The organism is Sphingobacterium sp. HMA12, assembly GCF_002933815.1.
GTDB lineage: Bacteria > Bacteroidota > Bacteroidia > Sphingobacteriales > Sphingobacteriaceae > Sphingobacterium.
The window spans coordinates 179,337-200,855 of record NZ_BEYR01000002.1 but is presented as its reverse complement, the minus strand read 5'-3'; the positions used below and the strand labels follow the sequence as shown (position 1 = coordinate 200,855).

Genomic DNA, 21,519 nt, shown 5'->3' with positions numbered 1-21,519 from the left:
TTTAGCATGTCATCGCAAACGGGAAATGACTCTTTAAAATCAAAAACAACAAAAGGACTGCTGTGGGGTGGCATGGCCAGCATCATTCAGCAGTTTTTGAGCTTCGGCTTCGGCATTCTACTCAATCGTAAACTAACGGAGGCTGATTACGGTTTAATAGCCATGATTACTATATTTTCTGTTCTTGCCTCGGCATTTCAGGAAAGTGGATTTGTGTATGGGATTGTCAACAAAAAAGAAGTCCAACACAAAGATTACAATGCTGTATTCTGGACAAGTGTCGGAATAGGTACATCTATTTACATTGTTTTGTTCTTTTCAGCTCCGCTGATCGCCCTTTACTACAACCAACCCGTACTTATCGAACTCAGTCGGTTTACCTTTCTTTCCTTTTGGTTAGGAAGCTTCGGGATAGCACATAATGCCTATCTTTTTCGCAATTTAAAGATCAAAGAAAGGGTGATCACAGGGACTCTGGCCCTTATTCTATCAAATACTATCGGTATTTATTTAGCCTATAAAGGTTATGCTTATTGGGCATTTGCTGTTCAAATCGTTTCCTATAGCAGTTTTAATATGCTTGGTTTTTGGTATTTCTCCAAATTCAACCCCTCATTTACTTTTGATTTCAGTCCTATCCGAGATATTCTAGGGTTTAGCAGTAAGATATTAGTCACCAATATTTTTATCAATATCAATAAAAATATATATGCCGCAATCCTGGGAAAACATTATTCTGCCGAAGAATTAGGACGTACTGTCCAACCTAATAAATGGAGCCAAATGGCACAGTCCATATTGACCAACATGGTCAATAACGTCACACAACCGATTCTTCGTGAGATAGAAGACGATAAAGACAGGCAAGTTCGTGTGTTCCGCAAACTGATCTCCTTCACGGCTTTTTTAGCCTTTCCGATGTTATTTGGTTTAACCACAGTTGCTCAGGATTTTATTATTATAACAATCACTGAAAAATGGCTGCAAAGTGCTATTTTTCTTCAGATTTTCTGCATCGGTGCGGCTTTCGATTCGGTAAGTAATGTCTTCTCCAGCCTGCTTATCAGCAAAGGAAAGTCTCAGATCTATATGCGAAATATCGTCGTTTTTGGTTTACTCCAAATCGCTATTTTAGTCTTCGGCAAATCACTTGGGATTGAAATGCTAATTGCATTGACTTCTGGATTAAATGCGTTATGGATATTTGTCTGGTACGCATCGGCCAAACCCTATATGACCTATTCATTCAGTTACCTGGCTCAGGATGTTTTTTCGTATGCAGCATTGGCGGGCATCAGCTGCTTGGCAGCGCACTACGCCACCGCATCCATTGCCAACCTTTATCTCCGGTTTGCTAGTACTATTGCCGTCGCCGTATGTGCATATATCATCGTCAACAGAATCTTTAAACCAGGTATTCTGCTTGAATTATTCAGCTATTTCATCACAGTTATCCGAAAAAAATAGATGACCAAGATTCTCACCATAATCGTTTCTTATAATTTTGAATCTTGGATTCACAAATGCTTGCCGAGTTTGCTAGCATCGGGCCATCAAACGGATATCCTTGTTATAGATAATAACTCAGGGGATCATACTACCCGTATCATCAAAGAAACTTACCCTACAGTCAGACTAATAGAAAGTCCCGAAAACCTCGGTTTTGGAAAGGCCAATAACATGGGGTTAACTATCGCCCTGAAGGAAGATTATGACTACGCCTTTTTGGTCAATCAGGACGCCTGGATAGATCGGAACTGCATCGCTAACCTGATCAAGGTAAGCACAACAAACGTCGGAATTATTTCCCCCATCCACTACGATGGAACGGAGAAAAAACTCGATCATGGTTTCTCAGTCTACACGAAGCATGCACAGCTTGAAAATTCCTATCGAACTTGTTCATTCGTCAATGCTGCTTTTTGGTTGATACCAAAAGCTGTCATCAAAAAAGTCGGCGGTTTTTCTCCGATCTTTTTCCATTATGGAGAAGATAAAGATTATGCCAACCGCATCCATTATTATGGACTGAACTTTGTGCTGGCTGAAGACGCCAGGGCCTATCACGATAGACAACAGCGCCAAGTAGATCGCCAAGCTTTTCTAAAAAGCGAATTCGTCTATCATCTGACGGAATATTGCAATATCAATTATACGTTCACAAAGGCCTTTTCGATGGCTATATTAGCGAGCGTAAAGAAAATGCTATCTTCTTTAGGTAAAGGTCGTATTTTTGAAACAAGAAGTTATTTCAATATTGCTTTTAGACTATTGGGTAAGACCGGGGTAGTCTGTAATACCCGTCGGACTAATAAAAAAGCTTTTAACAAAATTTTTTGATCGATGGATAGTCCTGCTCCAGTTTTACTCTTTGTGTATAATCGCCCAGCGCATACGCTAAAGACTCTTGCGGCACTTGAGAAAAACAAGTATGCTGACCAGACGGCTCTCTATATTTACTCGGACGCAGCAAAGGATGAACGTGCGGTTCAGGCTGTAGAAGAGGTGCGTAAGATTATTAAAAAACCCTGGTATTTTAAACAGATTAAAATTATCGAACGGGACAAGAATTGGGGGCTGGCCGCCAATGTCATTGATGGTGTCACTGAAGTTGTGCGGGAACATGGACAGATTATAGTCCTGGAAGATGATCTTGAAACGTCTGCATTTGCGCTCGACTATTTTAATAAAGCGCTAGACCGTTATCGGGAAGATGAACAGGTCATGCAGATCAGTGGCTACAGTTACCCAGTACAAAATCTGAATGAGCTACCGGAAACATTTTTCTTTCGCGTCGCCAATAGCTGGGGCTGGGCAACCTGGGATCGTGCCTGGCAACATTTTAACCCCGACATTGATGAGCTTACTTCCGATTTTTCGGATGACCAGATTCACCAATTCAGTATTGAAGGAAAAGAGAACTTTTGGAAGCAGGTACAGGAGCTTCGCAGCGGAAAGATCAATTCCTGGGCAATCCGCTGGTACGCTTCGGTATTCAAAAAAAATGGACTAGTTTTGTATCCGAGGAATTCGATGACACAGAATATCGGCAATGATGGTTCAGGCACCCATACGGCTGCAGAATCAACCTATCAGGTTACATTGGCTGATCATCCTGTAGTTTTCTTTCCAACAGAAATTGCGGAGAATAGGCAGGCCTATGAAGCTATCAAATATTTCTATGCACATCGGAAAGGTTCTTTACTCAGCCGGGGTATCCGGTTCCTCAGAAAGAAAATTAACAAATTCAATAAATAGACATGGCTGCTCATCCAAAATTTTCAATCATCACTGTCGTTTACAATAATGTGCGGGATATTGAGCACACCATTACATCGGTTGTTAACCAGACCTACGACAATATTGAATACATCGTCATTGACGGCGAATCATCCGATGGTACCTTATCGGTTATCCACAAATATCAGGACAAAATTGCGGTTTTATTATCTGAAAAAGACAAGGGAATTTATGATGCAATGAACAAAGGTCTTGCTTTAGCCTCAGGTGACTATGTTCTTTTTCTGAATTCAGGTGATGAAATATACGATCTCAATACCATCGAAAACTTAGCGAAACTCAGTAATGATGCCGATATCCTCTATGGTGAAACAATCCTAATAGACGAAAACAGAAATATTATCGGTGAGCGAAGACATAAGGTACCTGCAAATTTTGACTGGAAGAGCTTTCGCTATGGCATGAACATCTGTCATCAGGCGATCTATATCAAGCGAAGTATTGCGGAGCCCTATGACCTCAATTACAGACTATGCGCGGATATAGATTGGGTCATTCGCTGTGCTAAAAAGGCAAATAAATCGGTTAATGCGCATCAATATGTAGCGCGTTATCTCGTCGGCGGGATGTCAAAACAGAAACATAAGGAGTCGCTAAAAGAACGCTTCGCCATCTTCAAACACTATTACGGTGCCATTCCCAATCTATTCAACCATGTGGTCATCGCATTAAAAGCGATCTGGTACCGCGTTAATTACGGAAAACCCCAAGACTAATGCTAAATCCTGAAATCCTCACTGAACTTGTAACGGTTAAAATGCCTTTTGGCAAATATCAAGGCTACACGTTATGCAATCTCCCGGAGCCTTATTTGGTCTGGTACAATCAAAAAGGGTTTCCTAAAGGCAAATTAGGCCAACAACTGGCCACACTGTATGAGATCAAGCTAAATGGGCTGGAATACCTCCTGGAACCTTTGAAGAAAAGGTGACAAAGGTCATTTTCTTCCATTTATTATTTTTCGTAGCTTTGCAGTGAATTTATTTTTGCATTAAACGCCGTTTGCAGCGGTATCAATGAATATCATGACACAATATCAAACATTGCTGTACTATTGTTACAGCCCTATCGAAAACGCAGAACAATTTGCGGCTGACCACCTTGAATTCTGTAAATCACTTGACTTAGTAGGACGTATTATTGTTGCTGATGAAGGCTTGAATGGTACCGTTTCGGGTACGAGTGAGGCTTGTCAGCAGTATATGGCTGCAATTTATGCGGATGGTCGTTTTAACAAAACGGAATTTAAAATCGATCATGTTGAAGAACCTTCTTTCATCAAAATGCATTGCCGTTACAAAGCTGAAATCGTGCACTCTGGATTAAGAGATCCCAAAGAAATCGATCCAAACCGCCAAACAGGTGTGCATCTGGAGCCAAAAGATTTCTTGGCGATGAAAGACCAGGAAGATGTCGTTGTATTGGATGTGCGTTCAAACTATGAGCATAATGTAGGTCGCTTTAAAAATGCTGTAACTCTGGACATTGATAATTTCCGCGAGTTTCCAGAAAAGATCAAAGAGCTTGAACAATATAGAGGAAAAAAAATACTGACATACTGTACGGGTGGTATCAAATGTGAAAAAGCTTCTGCCCTATTGCTAAAAGAGGGATTTGAGGATGTGTACCAATTACATGGTGGAATCATTAAATATGGCAAAGAAGCTGGTGGCGAAGATTTCGAAGGCCAATGTTATGTATTTGACAATCGTGTCACAGTCGATGTTAACTCAGTCAACCCATCTGTTGTATCAACCTGTTTCAATTGTGGCAAACAGACAACTAAGATGATCAACTGTGCCAATCCGGTATGTAATGAGCATTTTACCCAATGTGATGAATGTGGCTGGGAAATGGACGGTTGTTGTTCGGTTGCCTGCAAAGAAAGCCCAAATAAACGGGAATATGATGGGACAGGATACTATGTGAAGGTACCTCAACCAGTCAATGTAGACAAAATCAGCAAGAGAAAACATAAGAATTTTCCACCTAAGGTGAAGGTTGAAAATTAATTCAATACAGCATAAAAAAAGTCGGTAACTGATCAGTTACCGACTTTTTTATGCTGTAAGATTGTATTTTACTTCGTAAACATTCCTGCGATCGAATCGAGGATATTCCCTTTGGACTGGCCATCGTTACTTTTATCAAAGAAGTTACCGGCCAAACCGCCCAACATATCAGTCATACTACCACCCGCAGAAGCTTGTGGCGTTTCTTGGGTAGGTTCTTCCTGTCCACCACCTAAAAATGAACCAAGAATTCCCCCAAGCATACCACCGCCGGCACCTTGCTGTCCGCCACCACCTAAAACAGAACCGATCAGATCACCAATACCGCCACCACTGGAGGCCTGTTTTTGTTGCCCTAGATATCCCATGACAATAGGTGCAAGTGTTGCCAAAACACCAGTTACCTGCGCTGAACTAATACCCGCTTTATCGGCAATATTCTGTGTGACCACTTCTGTATTTTGCCCAAACATATGGTTGACAATCTTGTTCCCGTCGTCGGATCCGCCCTGACCGAATAAATCTCCTATCTTATCGAAGATACCTCCACCGCTATGTTGATCGATCGCTTTATCGATGTTTTCCGATTGACCTTTGTTTTTCGCATTGTAATTCAATGCTGCGATCATTAAAGGAACAGCTGCTGCCACAATCCATTTTGCTTTGGATTCACTGACACCTGTCATTTTAGAAATGGCTTCAATTGCTTTCGAGCCTACTCCGCCTGTAACTAAGTCTGTTAAGTTCATAAGTCTTCGTTTATAGTTATGATGAAGATAACGATTTTTTCTGAGGAGTTTAGAAAATATATGCCAACAACAAAAAGCCCTGTGGAGTGTTAACTACACAGGGCTTATAAGATCAATCGTTCAATCTAATAACTCTTATAGATCGCAATATCATCCAGACCTAACCTTCCATTATTAATGACATTATTACTGGTCCCGAGACCGAGTTTAGTAACCCTGAAACGAACAGCTCCCTGAACATTCATTAAGAATACGGCCTGTTTTGAATTCAGACTCTGCGAAGTTGGATGTGCGTCTGCAATGGATTCACCTGTTTGCTTCCAAGTCACGCCCTGATCCGTAGAATATTCCAGCTTAAACGTACATGACCGATCCGTATAATATGAGCCGTACCAAAGTGTCACTTTTGAGGCGCCATTTGGCATATCAAAATTCATTTGTACATAGCCATCTACGCTCAAGTTTTGTTGCATACGGATTGCATTTTTACCGGAAACAATCCGATCACGACCAGCCGTGGTTCCTAGAATAGCCTGATATAGTTTCCATTGCCCAGTTGAAAAAGGCACATCGTTCTTTTCGCCCATATCGTAGCTCCCTTTCACGCTTGCATCTAATGCCTCAAAGGTCTCCGGCCATCCGGCATATAATTTGCCACTCGCATAAGCCATATCGGAATAGTCCTGCATGCGAATCTGCAGCTTATCCCCCTCTCTGAATGCAATTCCTCTGAAAGAGGCACTTGGAGCAATAGACTGCGCCGCAAATGTTGCATCATCCTCTGTATGCAAGGTAATCTCATTTTTATCCCCATCCATCAAGATCTTATCGCCTTTTAGAGCTGTCCCTGATGTCGGCTCCGGCTCAACATCAGCCGTAACATCGATGTAAGTTGATTCAAACTCATCGAATTTCGCTTTAAGGTTAGCGACCGATACGGCTAGCGGGGCAACATTCCTATTCGAGGCAAAGACATTGACCTGTTGATTATTCACTGCAGATAAAACCATTAGACCAGATTTTTTGACCAATTTTGCACCATTAATATTGATCTGAACAGAATCACCAAATTTAAAGCTTGAGGCATCAGTGACTTCAACCAATATTCCCCTACGTTGATTTCGCCAGATATTCTGAACAGCAATTGTATTTTCAGGCAGATTCTTATTCTCCGCACGTGAGACCACGAGCGCTTTAACATACTTGGCGCCTAGTGCATTGGATTCGTTAAGCTGCAAATCCGTATTCTTGTGAAGACTACGTAATGTATATAATGATATTTCAGGATTTAATTCTCCGATAGCCTCATTGATATCCTCTTTACAGCCTGTTAGGAGCGTTGACATTGCCAACGCAGCCCACATTACTATCTTTAACTTTTTCATAAACTAGTTGATTGTTGGTTGCCACCACATTTTTTCATTTATCCCATCCCCTCCCATACGACTGACCGCATCTTGGTAATTCTCTCTATTAAGAGACTGGACAATAATCGGGTAATTTAATCTCACTGGCATTTTCCCGTTATTTAATAAACCAGGCCCCTTATACAGATCCAACAACTGCGTTCTACGATACTCATACCATTGTTGAAAATCTGTAAACATCATGGCATAGTATTTTTGCAGATGCACTTTTTTCAGTTTTTCAGTTTCGGGGTCAGCGTTAGAAAAAGCTACTTTTGGATTTGTAAGATAAGTTGCTGGCGCTGTTGTTCCCCAAAATTCCATGGCTGCGTTTACTCCTTTCAAATTTGCGGCTGAAGCATCGACATTCGCATAGCCCCTGATACCACATTCGGCGATAATAAACTGCAATTCAGCATAATTCATCATATTTCCCATACGTGCATCTGATTTTAATGCTGCAAGGAGTGTAGATTGACGTTCAGGAACATTTCCCCGAGCATAACCGGACTGCATACCGCCATAGATACCAAGGGTAGCTTCAGTAGCCCAGATCTTCAAACGAGGATCGCCAAGGTCCATCAAATTATTAATAAAAAATTCAGAATATCCCCTCGTGCCATTAAAATCAATATCACGCACATTATAATTGGGGTTCATATATGGCTGTACATTGGTGTAATACAAAGCTGCTGTCTCCGCATTACTTTGCATAATCGGATATTCCGCTACATTAGTCTCTAATATTTCCTTGATCTTGGCGACAGCATTACTTTCAGTTTTATGCGCAACTCTCAATAATAATCTTAAATACAGAGAGTTACCAAATTTTCGCCATTTTGTGGCATCTGAATTATAAATTGGATCCATCGCGGTATTGGCCGATTCCACCGCAACATTCTCTTTCAATAAGGTATTGGCCTCCTCCAGTTTTCGGAAAATATCTCCGTAGATATCTTCCTGTTTATCAAATTTAGGGGTAAGATTACCTTCGGAAAAACCTTTATTACTATCGAAATACGGCACATCACCATACATGTCGGTGATCAGGGAACTTACCCATGCATCCATGACTAAGGAAATGCCCATATAAGTCTGATAACCGACCTGTTTTGCGTCGTTTGCTCTCTGATATATATCTCTAATATTCGTCAGTTGCACATACCAACCGGACCAACTTGATTCCGATTCCGATGGTCGAATCTCATAGCGCTGAATTTCCAAATTATCATTTATTGTGACTGTAACCTGCATCAATTCGTTATTGATCCTTAAATTACGAGATAGATTAGTACTCAACACATTTACCAAAGCTGGTGCAATCAAGCTTTGCGGTGCTACTGCAGAAACTTTATTGGGATCGGTATTCTTTTCTACAAAATCTTTAGTACAACTCTGGAATACTATACTCCCGAGAATGAGTAAAAATGTTATACGGATATATTTTTTCATAGTGTCAATAATTAAAATGAAAATGATAGATTCACACCCATTGTCCGCGTCGAAGGAAATTGAGCAATTTCAGCTCCTTTCTCAATTCCACTACCGGTCAAAGAAGCAAATTCTGGATCAAAAGCTGGCCATTTAGTAAATACAAAAAGATCGCGACCATATAAACCAATAGATGCTTTTTCAATTTTGTAACGGCTTAAAAAAGATTTCGGCAATGAATAATCCAATCTAACTTCCCGCAGTTTGATAAAATCAGTAGAAAAAGTGTTTGATTCAAGATTGTCACGATTAAAATGTCTTGCATAATAATCCCCAGCCGTTGCAACGACCGTATTTTTGCTATAACTTCCATCTGGATTCAGCACAACGCCGTCGCCAATAATCCCTGTATAACGTCCCGGAAGCGTCTTCTTTAATTTCCCCTCTTCCATCAGAACAGCATGCGTTAATGAATAACCCACCCCGCCAAACTGTCCATCAAATAGGAAATTAAAGCGGAAACCTTTGTACTTGAATTCATTGCCCCAACCAAATTTCGTGGTCGGATTGGGATTACCAATATAACGGCTTTCTTGTGCCAATACAGGTACACCATCAGCATAGATGATCTTTCCATCGGGATTTCTTTCATAACCTAGTCCCCAGATATCACCAAATCTACGCCCTGGTATGGCCTCTATAGTACCGCGGCTACCAAACAATGTAGAAAGAATAAGTCTCCCTTCAAGCGAAGCGGGTATAGAAACGACTTCCGAATCATAATGGGTAAAATTCCCATACATATTCCAGTTTAACTTGTCCTGACTTTTCAAAATATCTCCCGATAAAGCAATCTCAATTCCTTGAGTTTTAACCTCCCCACCATTGGTGAACTTTCGTCTATAACCACTGGAAGGATCTACAGGCGTTTCGATTAACTGCTTGTCCATCAATGTATGATACACCGTCAAATCCAGTTTTATTCGGTCTTTAAACATCCGAAAGTCAGTTCCTAATTCATAAGACAAGGTATTTTCGGCTTGTAAATTTTCGTCAGGAACTGTCGAAGGATTAGATAATCCACCGTTAAATCCGATCACACTGCTATATCCATAAAAGTTATTAAAGGGTTTGGTTCCTCCTCCTCCTACTCCAGCAATAGAGGCCCGTAATTTCCAATAGTTGATTGATCTTGGCAATTCAAAGATTTGACTTAAGATAAAGCTTGTATTAACCGATGGGTAAAAGAAAGGCTTAACTTCATTTCTTTTAGGTGAAGCTAATGTACTTGCCCAGTCTACACGTCCTGTAACGTCAATAAAATATCTTTCTTTATAACTATAATTGGCCAAACCATAGACACTATGAATAGCGTACTCCGCTCTATATGGATCATAAAGTACCCTTTCTCTTGCATTTGCAAACTTATACTGATTCGGATAAATCAGACTATTTGCTGATGCATCATCTTTAATGTATTTGTTGTTTAATAAGGCTCCCCCGGCTGAAACACCAAAACGATGGTTTTCCGAACGTTGGTTATTGTATTGTAATAAAAAATCCGAATTTCGTTCCTCGGCATAAATAGATTGTTCACGATAGTAACCAAACGCATATTTATAAGTATCAAAAGGTCTTGACTGCTTACGTTTGTCGTAGCTCATATCAATCCCTGTCCGGAGCATCAAACTTAGTTCATTGGTAAACTTATAATCTAACTGCACATTTCCAATCAGGTTATTTTTATTCTGTGCATTGACCATATCATAAGAAATCGTTCTCGGATTATCCAGTAAATTGGAGAATGGTGTCATTTGTTCAATGCCCTCCTTACCTGGAAGCCAATTCTGATCCAACCAAGCCGCATCTATATTCGGAACAATCCCCCGAACAAAATACATATAGCTTTGATTATTGTAACCGCTATTAGGCAAATTGTCGGAACCTCTATTATTAAAATTAATTTTTGTCGATAAGTTTAATTTATCAGTGATCTTACTGCTAAATTGCGTTGCAATTGTGTGCCTATTATAGCCCATATTGGGAATAATCCACTTATTGGTTACATTAGTATATGAAAATCGAGCTGTTGTTTTCTCCGTTGATCCCGAAACACTAATGGAATTTGTCGAAGTCAACTCCGTTTGAAACAGGTCCTTGCGATTGTTTTCATAAGGTCGCCAAAGTGTACGCTCGGCAGGCGTTTGCCTATAATTAGCGGGATCATATTGGTAATAGTATTGACCATCAAATTTGGGCCCCCAAGCAGATGAAGTGCTCAATGTACTAGCGCCATCTTCCGATTGACCATAGGAGTAATACAGGTCCTGCCCTATAGCGCCTTGCCCATATTCATACTGATAATCAGGCCATCGATTAATGCTTCCGATTGCTGTATTTGAATTGACAGTAACTCCTATTCTATTTTGTATACTCTTTCCTTTTTTGGTAGTAATAATAACTGCACCACGAGACCCTCTATACCCATATAATGCAGCAGCCCCAGGCCCCTTCAGAACTGAAACTGACTCAATATCTTCAGGATTAATATCAGCCAAAGAAGATCCAAAATCTACGGGTGAATCACCATCCAAATAGGCCGAATTTCCGTTCCCTGTCATTCTCGTTCCACCTCCCATGATAATCCCATCCACAACAATAAGCGCATCATTCTCACCCGTCATTGAGGTTTCTCCACGCAGAATAACTTTATTGGATCCCAATGGTCCTGCTCCAGATTTCACTAAATTTAGACCAGCAACTTTCCCCGTTAATGCATCTGTCCAGTTGTTTGAAATCGCATTGGTCAATTCCTCCCCTTTCACGGTACTAATGGAGTAACCAAGTGCTTTCTCCTCACGTTGAATACCCAGCGCCGTAACAACAACTTCATTCAGGGCCTCGGAAGTAACATCTAAAGCTATTTTCACCTCAGACTGTCCTGTTGCAAAGGTCTTCGTCTGCCCCTCATAGCCAATTAATTGAAAACGGATCAAAGCTCCTGCTTCAACCTCTATTTCAAAATTACCGTTCCGATCTGTTGTCCCTTTCGCTATTCCGTCCGAAAGAATTGAAACCGAAGCCAGTGGCTCTTTCGTCTTGCTATCTACAACTTTTCCTTTAATTTTAATCTTCCCCTGATTAAAATTATGGATGACTCCATGACTGTCTTCCATTGGAACAGCCGCCGAAGCTACATCCAGATTGCAGGCAACAATCAATGCTGCAAATAGCACTTTTGAGGATGAGTGCCTTAGATTAATTTGGATAGGGTTAATACTAAACATAGATATTAGTGTAAATTGTTAATTTTCAATTTGGGACAAAAGTATATTCTTAACAAAAAGTTTGTTTTAACTTAATGTTTTCTTTCTGTTAACAATTGTTTCGAATATCATTTCCTTTAAGAAACATCTTTCCCGATTTACATCTTATAAAAATGCAGAAGAATCCAGTATCAATAGGAATTTCATGCATTAGGTTTAAAAAGCACTTACTATAAGTTGGTTATTTATTATTACAGAATCGAAAATAATTAATATTTTACAAAAAACGAAATAAATCGAAATTATATAAAACCAATAACACAACAAAAAATCAGCATCAAGCTTAGAAAGGTCTCAACTCAAAAAAGAAAAAGAATAGCTTTTATAAGTTTTAGCTCAATCAGATATGCAATTCATGACACTCCAAAGCGCTACCTGTTCCAATAAAGTAGTGGATCATCATTAGATATAAATACGTTATCGATACTTAATCAATACTGTAACAATACTTGAGCTGCACTGAATCTCTACTAAGTCAGCACCTAACCCCAGTTGGTGTCAACATAAAAGGCTTAAATTCGGGCGATTAGATTTGATATACTTGGTTTTTTTTTAAATATAAAAGCCCAAACTTTCGTTTGGGCTTTCTTAATATAATGAAAAATTTGATATTAGCGTTTCTCAAAGCTCCATTTCACATAGTTTATATTCTTATCGTCGGCGAGATACTTTTTCTCATAGTACGTCTTGATTGATAAAACATTATCGACCAAGTCAGAGCGGTACAGATCTGTTGTCTCTTTATATTTTTTTAGGTTCTGTAGCTCTATTTGCTCCAGGGTATACGCATAGAAACCATCGTTATCTGTCTTTAGATTCATCATCCCTTCTGGCTTCATGACAATCTTGTAACGGTCCAAAAATTTAGGACCTGTCAAGCGTTTCTTTTCGCGACTGTCCTGCGGCTGTGGATCTGGAAAGGTAATCCAAATTTCATCAATTTCATTTTCAGCAAAGTGCTCAAGAAGCGTTTCAATCTGTATCCTTAAAAATGCGACATTCTTGATACCATCTTCCAATGCTGTTTTTGCACCACGCCAAATACGGTTGCCCTTAAAATCAATACCAATAAAGTTCTTTTCCGGAAACAAGCGCGCCAAATTCACCGTATATTCTCCTTTACCACAGGCAAGTTCCAAAACAACCGGGTTTGTATTTCCAAATTGCTTCTCCGCCCATTTTCCTTTATATTCTTTGCCGGCATCGAGCTGGATGACATTCTCAAAAGTCGCTACTTCGGCAAATTTACGTAGTTTATCCTTTCCCATTTTTTAATTAATATCCCGCAAAAATAACCTTATATTCCCGCTAAAAAAAATAAATCTTGATGCCCGCGGGAATACCGATAAAATGTCTTTACACAGGCAATTTATATTGCATATAAAAAGCAATTTATCTAAGTTTGCAGGAATCAATAACTTATCGTGGAAAAAGACGCTAAAATTTACGTAGCAGGCCATCGAGGAATGGTCGGATCAGCAATATATCGCAAATTAACGGAACTGGGGTACAATAACATCGTAACTCGTACGTCTCAAGAATTAGATCTGCGCAACCAACAGGCAGTTGCTGATTTTTTCAACGAAGAGAAACCTGATTATGTCTTCCTGGCTGCGGCTAAAGTTGGTGGAATCATGGCCAATAATACCTATCGTGCGGATTTCATCTACGAAAATATGGCAATACAGAATAATGTCATTAAGTCCTCCTACGATAATGAAGTTACAAAATTGATGTTTTTAGGTTCGAGTTGCATCTATCCCAAAATGGCCCCGCAGCCTTTAAACGAGGATCTATTATTGACGGGCACGCTTGAGCCCACCAATGAGCCTTACGCAATCGCCAAAATAGCTGGTATTAAAATGGCCGAAGCCTTTCGTGACCAATATGGCTGTAACTTTATATCAGTGATGCCAACCAATCTGTATGGTATCAACGATAATTATCATCCGCAAAACTCGCATGTCCTACCGGCCCTGATCCGTAGATTTCATGAAGCTAAGGTAAACAACTTGGATGAAGTTGTTATCTGGGGTACCGGAACTCCCCTAAGGGAATTTCTTTTTTCAGATGATCTGGCTGATGCCTGTGTCTTCCTAATGAATAATTATAATGAAAAACAGTTTGTTAATATCGGTATCGGCGAAGACCTCAGCATAAAGGACCTTGCCGAGCTCATTAAAGAAGTTATCGGATATAAAGGCAAAATCTCATTCGATAGCAGTAAACCTGACGGAACACCACGCAAATTAATGGATGTATCCAAATTGCACGCATTAGGTTGGAAGCATAAAATCAATCTCCGCGAGGGAATTAAATTGGCTTATGCTGACTTCCTGAAAAAAGAGGAAGCAAACTCCTAATAGGTTTCACTATAGGAAGGAATACCATATTCGTTGACTTCATCTTTAAGTGGAACGTCTCCTTCAATTTGTGAGCCTTTCTTCTTCTTCTTTTTGGGACGAATAAAGTTAGTGAGTTTGCCGATTAAACCACTGATTTTATCCTGATTGATCTGACCGACAGCACGCTCAGACAACAACAACATCAGTGCCTTTTTCAGTACGCCTGTGTTCTTCAGAAACAATCTGTTCATAATAAAAGGAACACCTATACGCAGGGTTTTTGTCAACCAATCTGAATCGGGATTATTACTTTTTGCAAATAATTGCTGAACGATATTTACTCCGGGAATATTATTTTTTAATGAATTGAAAAATCGGATTGGAGCTTCAATCTTATTATTAAACAAAGTGAATTGTGCTTTCAAGTAAGCTTCCTGTTCGTTTTTAAGTTCTTTCAAACGAGCAATTTCTTCCTTAAGCTCTTTTAAATTGCGTATTTTCGTCTGCTTATTATTCATTTGTAGCCCCTTCTCTATCAAATTTTTCCTTTTTTTTCAAGTCTTCCTCTTCTTCCTCGATTTCATCATTCCATTTGGCCAAAAAGCGGCGGATAGAAAGATCCATAAACTTCGACTCCAAAGCGGGTTCAAAAACTCGTATGATCACGATAATCACCATAAAAATACCCGCTGTTGCCAAGAATCCCAATGAATAGCTTCCCAATAGTTCACCTAGCCAAAATCCCAATGCTAAACATAAGAAAAAGACAACAAACAAAGTAAAGATTAATTTGGTCGCATCTACTACTAAACTAGCAATCAGGCGCGATGAACGCTCGATTGTCTTCAATTTAACAAGCTTAAACTGGGAATCTATGTACTCCTTGGTTTTCTGGAAAGTACCACTAAGTGAAAATTTTTCTTCTTCCATTCATCTAAAATTTATGTAGGCTATCTCAAAAGTCCCAATATGAACTTCTTAATTGTTTGAATTCGGTCTTTTGAAATAGCCTATAATCCTATGTATTTCATCAAATCATCCCAAAGGACGACTTGCACTCTATGCATGCTCGATGATATCATCGTCTACAATCTCCTCGGCCTGGTTTAATTTACCTTTTAAGGTGGAGACAATTTTTTCTTTAAATTCATTCAATTGATCGAATTGTTCTTCAGCTCTCTCACGAATAGCATCACTCAAATCGCTTAATGAATCATTGATCTTATCTCTTGTATCTGATCCTTTATCCGGAGCAAATAAAACTCCCAAAGCTGCACCCGCAGCAAGACCTGCCAACAACGCCAAAGCTACTTTACTTGTGTCATTCATTTCTTTTTCTTTTTAAAGTTCTAATTCTATTATACGATGAATCTAGTCTTCGATAATAATACAATTTATAAAGCAAATCGTTTGCCAAATACCACATTTTATCCATTATTTACTAGAATCTATCTAATTACAATATAGTCATTTTCCAACAATTCTCTATCGATTTACAATAATTCGCCAAAGTATTATTATTTATAATTTAATATTTAGTATCTTTAAATCAACCGATTATAAAATTCATGTTGAACAAAACCTATTGTAGTGCCGTCTATGGAATTGAGGCATGTACCATTACCGTTGAGGTTGTAGTTTCTACAGGACTGCATTATTATATCGTCGGACTTCCTGACAATGCTGTCAAAGAAAGCCTCAGACGTATTGAAAGTGCCATTACTTCCTGTCAGCTTCACATGCCACGGCAAAAAATTGTGGTCAACTTGGCACCAGCTGACATCAGGAAAGAGGGCTCCAGCTACGATTTATCTATTGCGATCGGTATACTTGCCTCTTCTGGACAGTTAATAAGCAATCTATTGGAACATTACCTGATTTTGGGCGAGTTGTCTTTAGATGGTAGTATAAAACCCGTTAGAGGCGTTTTATCCATCGCTCTACAAGCATTAAAGGATGGATTTAAAGGGATCATACTTCCACAACAAAATGCACTGGAAGCCGCCATCGTTACTGGAATTGATGTGATCGCTGTCGAAAACCTCAGCGACGTGGTCCAGTTTCTCAATAATTCGAAAAATATTGCTCCAACTAAAGTCGACATCCAATCCTTCTTTCACACAGAAACAAATAGGTATGATGTTGACTTTTCGGACGTTCGTGGACAGGAAAATATTAAAAGAGCATTAGAAATAGCTGCGGCCGGAGGTCATAATGTCATTCTAATAGGTCCACCAGGAGCAGGAAAGACCATGCTGGCGAAAAGATTACCAACGATTCTACCGCCGCTTAATATAGCCGAATCTCTGGAAACTACCAAAATTCATTCTGTTTCGGGAAATCTCAAAGCTAAAGATGCTCTACTGACGACTCGACCATTTCGCGCACCACATCATACCATCTCTGATGTTGCCATGGTCGGTGGTGGCTCCAACCCCCAACCCGGTGAAATCTCGTTGTCGCATCACGGCGTACTATTTCTGGATGAGCTTCCCGAATTTAAACGAAGTGTCCTGGAAGTCATGCGACAACCACTGGAATCCCGGACCATCAACATATCCCGGGCAAAATTATCCATTGATTATCCGGCCAGCTTTATGTTAATAGCGGCGATGAACCCCTGCCCCTGCGGGTACTTTAACCATCCCGAAAAGGAATGTATCTGCGGCAGCAACACCGTTCAGCGGTATTTAAGTAAAATATCAGGTCCTTTGTTGGATCGCATTGATCTGCATGTAGAAGTCACCCCGGTACAATTTGACGAATTGAGCGCCTCCCGTCCCGTTGAAAACAGTCAGATCGTTCGCAATCGTGTCATTCAAACAAGAGAAATCCAAAAACAACGATTTGGATCCTATACCGATATCCATTGTAATGCGCATATGAGCACAAAGCTTACCAGAGCGATCTGTCAGATCGGCGAATCGCAAAAGCAATTACTTAAAACAGCCATTGACCGCTTGAATCTTTCTGCACGAGCTTACGATCGAATATTAAAAGTCGCCCGCACTATCGCAGACATGGAAAATAGTCCAACGATCGAAAACCACCATCTCGCTGAAGCAATCCAATACAGAAATTTAGACAAAGAAACCTGGGGCGGGAAATTTTAAAACTGCGCCAGACAATGTTTTATTACCCAAGGAAAACAAATGATCGTCAGGATCAATCCAGATAATGCACCAAAGAAATGCGCATCATGGTTAATCCCATCCTGGGCCTTTTTGGAGGCCCAGATGCAATACCCCAAAAACAGAAAGGCAAATAGATAAGCGGGCATACCAATGATAAACATTACTCCTATCTTGGTTGTTGGATCAAAGAGAATGTAGCTAAACAGCACCGCACAAATCGCACCTGAAGCGCCTAAACTGTAATAGCCATAATTATTTTTCTGTTTTATAATCGTTGGAATATCGCTTAACAGCAAACTACCTAAATAAATCACAGCGAAAAAAAGATGCCCATAAGGACTGGCCTGCGCCAGTATTCGCTCCAATCCAAACGCAAAATAATAGAAAGTGATCATATTGAACAGGAGATGCCCCCAATCTTTATGGATAAAACCACTTGTCAGAATGGTATACAAGCGCTGTTTGCGTGCGATACTATACGGATGGAGCATTAACTTACTATAGAGCTGCTCATGAGAAAAGGTATATATACTCGTTACAAGCGTAAAAAAGAAAATAACACTTGCTACAGGAGTTTGCTGTAAATAATAAGTCAGCATGGTTAAAAACGGTCTTCTAAAAGTAAAACATAGAGTTCTTTGGGGCCATGAGCCCCCAAAACTAATCTTTTCTCAATATCAGCTGTCCGGGAAGGCCCCGTAATCGTTGAAATCATCGTTGGAATCTCCTGCCCATAACGTTTCTGCATATAAGCCAAGGCATCTTTCACATCCCACACCAATTGAGAGGCTTTAGCGACAACGATATGAATCGGCGGATAGATGCTCAGACGACGTCCGGAAGCATTTGCATTACTCACCATAATACTGCCATTACGTGCAATCAATGCTTCACACGAGGTAATGCTCGCATTGGCAGACTCGAAGTCTTTCTCTGTTTTGAAAAATGGAAAACCATAGGGACTTAACAGATTTTGGATTCCCTGCTCCCAGGCATAGATATTTTTTATATTATTGACCTCTGTCAACGTAATCAAATTCTCAATGAGGCCGATCTCACCATCGCAATAAAGAAACTTGCCACCAGCGGCTGTCAGTTCACGAACAAAAACAAGATCAACCAATTCATCCTCTTCTTTGTAAAGGGGTGTTTCTTTGAAATTAGGATGTGGATTATCGTTTTTTTGAAGTAATGCCTGTCGTATACGTTTTAACATTACCTCCTTCGCTGTCGCGTTCTTCACGTTCATGGCTCAATAGCAATATAAATACAGCGCTAGAGTTTTTCTAGCGCTGCAAAATCTAAATTAGTTTAAACTACCTGACGGATTATTGTCTAATCGCTGTTCATCTTTTGAAGTAGCTTCTTCAGGGTGGACATCCAACGGTAAATCAGTCTGCGGTACTCCGCCCCCCTCGGCACCATTGACAAACTCATCGTAGGTTGTCTTGGTTTCAAAAGGACGTTTACCTAATATTTCTTCAAGATCGGATTGGAAAAGAATTTCTTTTTCCAATAGTTTCTCCGCAATCTTAATCAATCCTTCACGTTTATCCAATAAAAGTTGTTTTGTACGTGCATAGACATCGGTAATCAGATTACGAACTTCAGCATCAATCAGCTCTGCCGTTTTGTCAGAATATGGCTTTTGGAAAGACGCCTCTGAGCTGTCACGGAAAGACACATTTCCGACCTTATCGTTCATACCATAGATGGCAATCATTGCATAAGAAAGCTGGGTGATACGTTCCAGGTCATTTTGAGCACCTGTAGATATTCTTCCGAAAGTAATATCTTCGGCTACACGTCCACCCATAGTCATACACAAGCTGTCTACCAGTTGCTCTGTTGTATATAAGAACTGTTCACGTGGAAGATATTGTGCATATCCTAGCGCCGCTACGCCACGCGGAACGATAGATACTTTTACCAAAGGATCTGCATGCTCTAAGTACCATCCAGCAATAGCATGTCCTGCTTCGTGGTAAGCAACGATACGTTTCTCTTCAGGAGAAATGATTTTATTCTTTTTCTCAAGACCACCGATCACACGATCCACGGCGTCCTGAAAATCTTGCATATCTATCTCAGGTTTGTTTTTACGTGCAGCAATTAGCGCAGCTTCGTTACATACGTTGGCAATCTCTGCCCCCGCAAAACCCGGTGTCTGTGCCGATAATTTTTTGGCATCTACCTCTGCAGATAACTTCAATGGCTTTAAGTGTACTTTAAAAATATGCTCACGACCGATCAAATCTGGTTTATCAATAGAAATCTGACGGTCAAAACGTCCCGGACGCAACAATGCTGTGTCCAATACATCAATACGGTTTGTTGCTGCTAAAATAATAACTCCTGAATCCGTACCGAAACCATCCATTTCTACCAACAATTGGTTCAATGTATTTTCACGTTCGTCATTACCACCCATCATTGAATTTTTACCACGGGCACGACCGATCGCGTCAATCTCATCAATGAAGATAATACATGGCGCTTTCTCTTTCGCTTGTTTGAACAGGTCACGGACACGTGAAGCACCCACACCGACAAACATCTCCACGAAGTCTGAGCCCGATAAAGAGAAGAAAGGTACTTGTGCTTCACCTGCAACAGCTTTTGCCAATAAGGTTTTACCTGTTCCCGGAGGGCCTACAAGTAATGCTCCTTTCGGAATTTTACCTCCTAGATTCGTGTACTTACGTGGATTTTTCAAGAAATCCACAATTTCCATCACCTCTTGTTTTGCTTCTTCTAAACCCGCAACATCGTTAAAGGTAATGTTGATCTGCGATTCTTTATCGAATAACTGCGCTTTGGATTTGCCGATATTAAAGATCGCACCACCGCCGCCACCAGCACCACCACCCATGCGGCGCATCAAGAAAATCCAGATCGCTGCCAGTACCAACAACGGTAACATAAATGTCACAAACCAGCTCGCCCAAGGATTGGAACGATCAGCATATTTCAATTGCACTTTAGGTGTTCCCGGAGCCAATTCAGCTTGTGATGCTGCTAATTTCTTCTCCAACACCTCCGCTGAGGCATCCTTAAAGATATATTGGGGGCCTGTTTCCTCCTGGCCAGCAAGACTCGGAATCGGATCATTGCTCTTGGTTACATCTTTAAAACTTGGATTGTCTTTCCAACCTTTTTTTAGATAAACTTCTACCTCGACAAGATCATTTTTCTTATATGCTTCCAGACGCTCGACGGCTCCGGTTTTTAACATGCGTGTTTCAAAATCACTATAGCTAATTTCCTTAGCCGGGTTCTCTCCAAAAACATATTGCAAGGCAAAAAAACCTAAAAACATGGCAATCATAAGCCACACAAAATTGAATTTCGGCGGTTTTGGACTTACCTTACTACTTGGGATTTTTTTCATTATATCGTAATTATATTTTCTGTATAAATTGTTGAATTGAGGCTGTTATTAAGCGCTTTGGAAATGCTGAACTTGTGCATCTCCCCACAAATCCTCTATGGCATAATGCGCTCTTTTTTCGGTCTTAAAGATATGTACAACCACATCCACAAAATCCAAAATCAACCACTCTCCATTTGATTGTCCTTCTTTATATTGGGGTTCTTGACCAAAAGCCTTGTAGACTTCCTCCTCTACACTCTTGGCAATAGCATTGACTTGAATGTTGGAATCGGCATGGCAAATCACAAAATAATCAGAAACAGAACTGTGAAGATCTCTTAAATCCAAGCGAACAATCTCGTTTGCTTTCTTTTCCTGCATACCGTGAACGATAATTTCTGATAGACGTTGCGACAATTCTGAACTTTTATTTTTACTCATTA

20 protein-coding genes are annotated in these 21,519 nt (G+C 40.2%); 8 read left to right on the top strand and 12 right to left on the bottom strand.

Annotation, left to right across the window (positions count from 1 at the left end):
• The first annotated feature begins 6 nt into the window (after positions 1-6).
• From HMAT_RS14570 to HMAT_RS14545, 6 genes are all read left to right on the top strand, one after another.
• Positions 7-1,467 (top strand): lipopolysaccharide biosynthesis protein, encoded by a 1,461-nt coding sequence (locus HMAT_RS14570; protein WP_104383593.1) that lies wholly within the window; start codon positions 7-9, stop codon positions 1,465-1,467.
• Positions 1,468-2,340 (top strand): glycosyltransferase family 2 protein, encoded by an 873-nt coding sequence (locus tag HMAT_RS14565; protein WP_104383592.1) that lies wholly within the window; start codon positions 1,468-1,470, stop codon positions 2,338-2,340.
• Between the two features lie 3 nt (positions 2,341-2,343).
• On the top strand, positions 2,344-3,258 hold the full coding sequence (locus HMAT_RS14560) for a glycosyltransferase (protein WP_104383591.1): 915 nt from the start codon (positions 2,344-2,346) through the stop codon (positions 3,256-3,258).
• 2 nt (positions 3,259-3,260) lie between these two features.
• Entirely contained in the window at positions 3,261-4,016 is a 756-nt protein-coding gene (locus tag HMAT_RS14555; RefSeq protein ID WP_104383590.1) for a glycosyltransferase family 2 protein, read from the top strand.
• Positions 4,016-4,231 carry a DUF3820 family protein gene (locus tag HMAT_RS14550; RefSeq protein WP_046673143.1) on the top strand — a complete coding sequence of 72 codons (216 nt, stop codon included), beginning with the start codon at positions 4,016-4,018 and terminating at the stop codon, positions 4,229-4,231. The genes HMAT_RS14555 and HMAT_RS14550 overlap by 1 nt, the downstream gene beginning before the upstream one ends.
• Positions 4,232-4,325: 94 nt before the next feature.
• Positions 4,326-5,312, top strand: a complete 987-nt coding sequence (locus tag HMAT_RS14545; protein ID WP_104384010.1) for a rhodanese-related sulfurtransferase — start codon at positions 4,326-4,328, stop codon at positions 5,310-5,312.
• 68 nt (positions 5,313-5,380) lie between these two features.
• Here HMAT_RS14545 and HMAT_RS14540 read toward each other — a convergent pair whose 3' ends face one another.
• The 5 genes from HMAT_RS14540 to trmB form a co-directional block, all read right to left on the bottom strand.
• Complete coding sequence (locus tag HMAT_RS14540; protein WP_104383589.1) at positions 5,381-6,061, bottom strand: DUF937 domain-containing protein; 681 nt, start codon at positions 6,059-6,061, stop codon at positions 5,381-5,383.
• A 125-nt stretch (positions 6,062-6,186) separates the two neighbouring features.
• Positions 6,187-7,446: a DUF5689 domain-containing protein gene (locus HMAT_RS14535; protein ID WP_158655890.1), complete on the bottom strand. Its 1,260-nt coding sequence runs from the start codon at positions 7,444-7,446 to the stop codon at positions 6,187-6,189.
• Between the two features lie 3 nt (positions 7,447-7,449).
• Positions 7,450-8,919: a SusD/RagB family nutrient-binding outer membrane lipoprotein gene (locus HMAT_RS14530; RefSeq protein WP_104383587.1), complete on the bottom strand. Its 1,470-nt coding sequence runs from the start codon at positions 8,917-8,919 to the stop codon at positions 7,450-7,452.
• Between the two features lie 11 nt (positions 8,920-8,930).
• Positions 8,931-12,185 carry a SusC/RagA family TonB-linked outer membrane protein gene (locus HMAT_RS14525; RefSeq protein ID WP_104383586.1) on the bottom strand — a complete coding sequence of 1,085 codons (3,255 nt, stop codon included), beginning with the start codon at positions 12,183-12,185 and terminating at the stop codon, positions 8,931-8,933.
• A gap of 650 nt (positions 12,186-12,835) precedes the next feature.
• Positions 12,836-13,492 carry a tRNA (guanosine(46)-N7)-methyltransferase TrmB gene (gene trmB / locus HMAT_RS14520; RefSeq protein WP_104383585.1) on the bottom strand — a complete coding sequence of 219 codons (657 nt, stop codon included), beginning with the start codon at positions 13,490-13,492 and terminating at the stop codon, positions 12,836-12,838.
• Positions 13,493-13,648: 156 nt separating this feature from the next.
• On the opposite strand from trmB, the gene HMAT_RS14515 reads away from it, so the two are divergent.
• On the top strand, positions 13,649-14,587 hold the full coding sequence (locus HMAT_RS14515; protein WP_104383584.1) for a GDP-L-fucose synthase: 939 nt from the start codon (positions 13,649-13,651) through the stop codon (positions 14,585-14,587).
• On the opposite strand, the gene HMAT_RS14510 is transcribed toward HMAT_RS14515, so the two are convergent.
• The 3 genes from HMAT_RS14510 to HMAT_RS14500 form a co-directional block, all read right to left on the bottom strand.
• The gene (locus HMAT_RS14510) at positions 14,584-15,087 is read right to left on the bottom strand and encodes a hypothetical protein (RefSeq protein ID WP_104383583.1); all 504 of its coding nucleotides are present in this window, start codon (positions 15,085-15,087) and stop codon (positions 14,584-14,586) included. The two genes, HMAT_RS14515 and HMAT_RS14510, sit on opposite strands and share 4 nt — an antisense overlap.
• Entirely contained in the window at positions 15,080-15,499 is a 420-nt protein-coding gene (locus HMAT_RS14505) for a hypothetical protein (protein WP_104383582.1), read from the bottom strand. The genes HMAT_RS14510 and HMAT_RS14505 overlap by 8 nt, the downstream gene beginning before the upstream one ends.
• A 129-nt stretch (positions 15,500-15,628) precedes the next feature.
• Entirely contained in the window at positions 15,629-15,898 is a 270-nt protein-coding gene (locus HMAT_RS14500; protein WP_104383581.1) for a YtxH domain-containing protein, read from the bottom strand.
• A 239-nt stretch (positions 15,899-16,137) separates the two neighbouring features.
• On the opposite strand from HMAT_RS14500, the gene HMAT_RS14495 reads away from it, so the two are divergent.
• Positions 16,138-17,682, top strand: coding sequence for a YifB family Mg chelatase-like AAA ATPase (locus tag HMAT_RS14495; protein WP_104383580.1), 1,545 nt, complete (start codon positions 16,138-16,140; stop codon positions 17,680-17,682).
• Here the strand turns inward: HMAT_RS14495 and HMAT_RS14490 are convergent.
• Genes HMAT_RS14490 through rsfS form a run of 4 tightly spaced genes read right to left on the bottom strand, consistent with a single transcriptional unit; the run spans position 17,679 to position 21,517 of the window.
• Positions 17,679-18,302, bottom strand: coding sequence for a rhomboid family intramembrane serine protease (locus HMAT_RS14490; protein WP_104383579.1), 624 nt, complete (start codon positions 18,300-18,302; stop codon positions 17,679-17,681). The two genes, HMAT_RS14495 and HMAT_RS14490, sit on opposite strands and share 4 nt — an antisense overlap.
• A 2-nt stretch (positions 18,303-18,304) precedes the next feature.
• Positions 18,305-18,952 carry a lactate utilization protein gene (locus HMAT_RS14485; protein WP_104383578.1) on the bottom strand — a complete coding sequence of 216 codons (648 nt, stop codon included), beginning with the start codon at positions 18,950-18,952 and terminating at the stop codon, positions 18,305-18,307.
• A gap of 57 nt (positions 18,953-19,009) precedes the next feature.
• Positions 19,010-21,094: an ATP-dependent zinc metalloprotease FtsH gene (ftsH, locus tag HMAT_RS14480; RefSeq protein WP_104383577.1), complete on the bottom strand. Its 2,085-nt coding sequence runs from the start codon at positions 21,092-21,094 to the stop codon at positions 19,010-19,012.
• A gap of 48 nt (positions 21,095-21,142) precedes the next feature.
• Positions 21,143-21,517: a ribosome silencing factor gene (gene rsfS, locus HMAT_RS14475; protein WP_104383576.1), complete on the bottom strand. Its 375-nt coding sequence runs from the start codon at positions 21,515-21,517 to the stop codon at positions 21,143-21,145.
• Positions 21,518-21,519 lie beyond the last annotated feature (2 nt).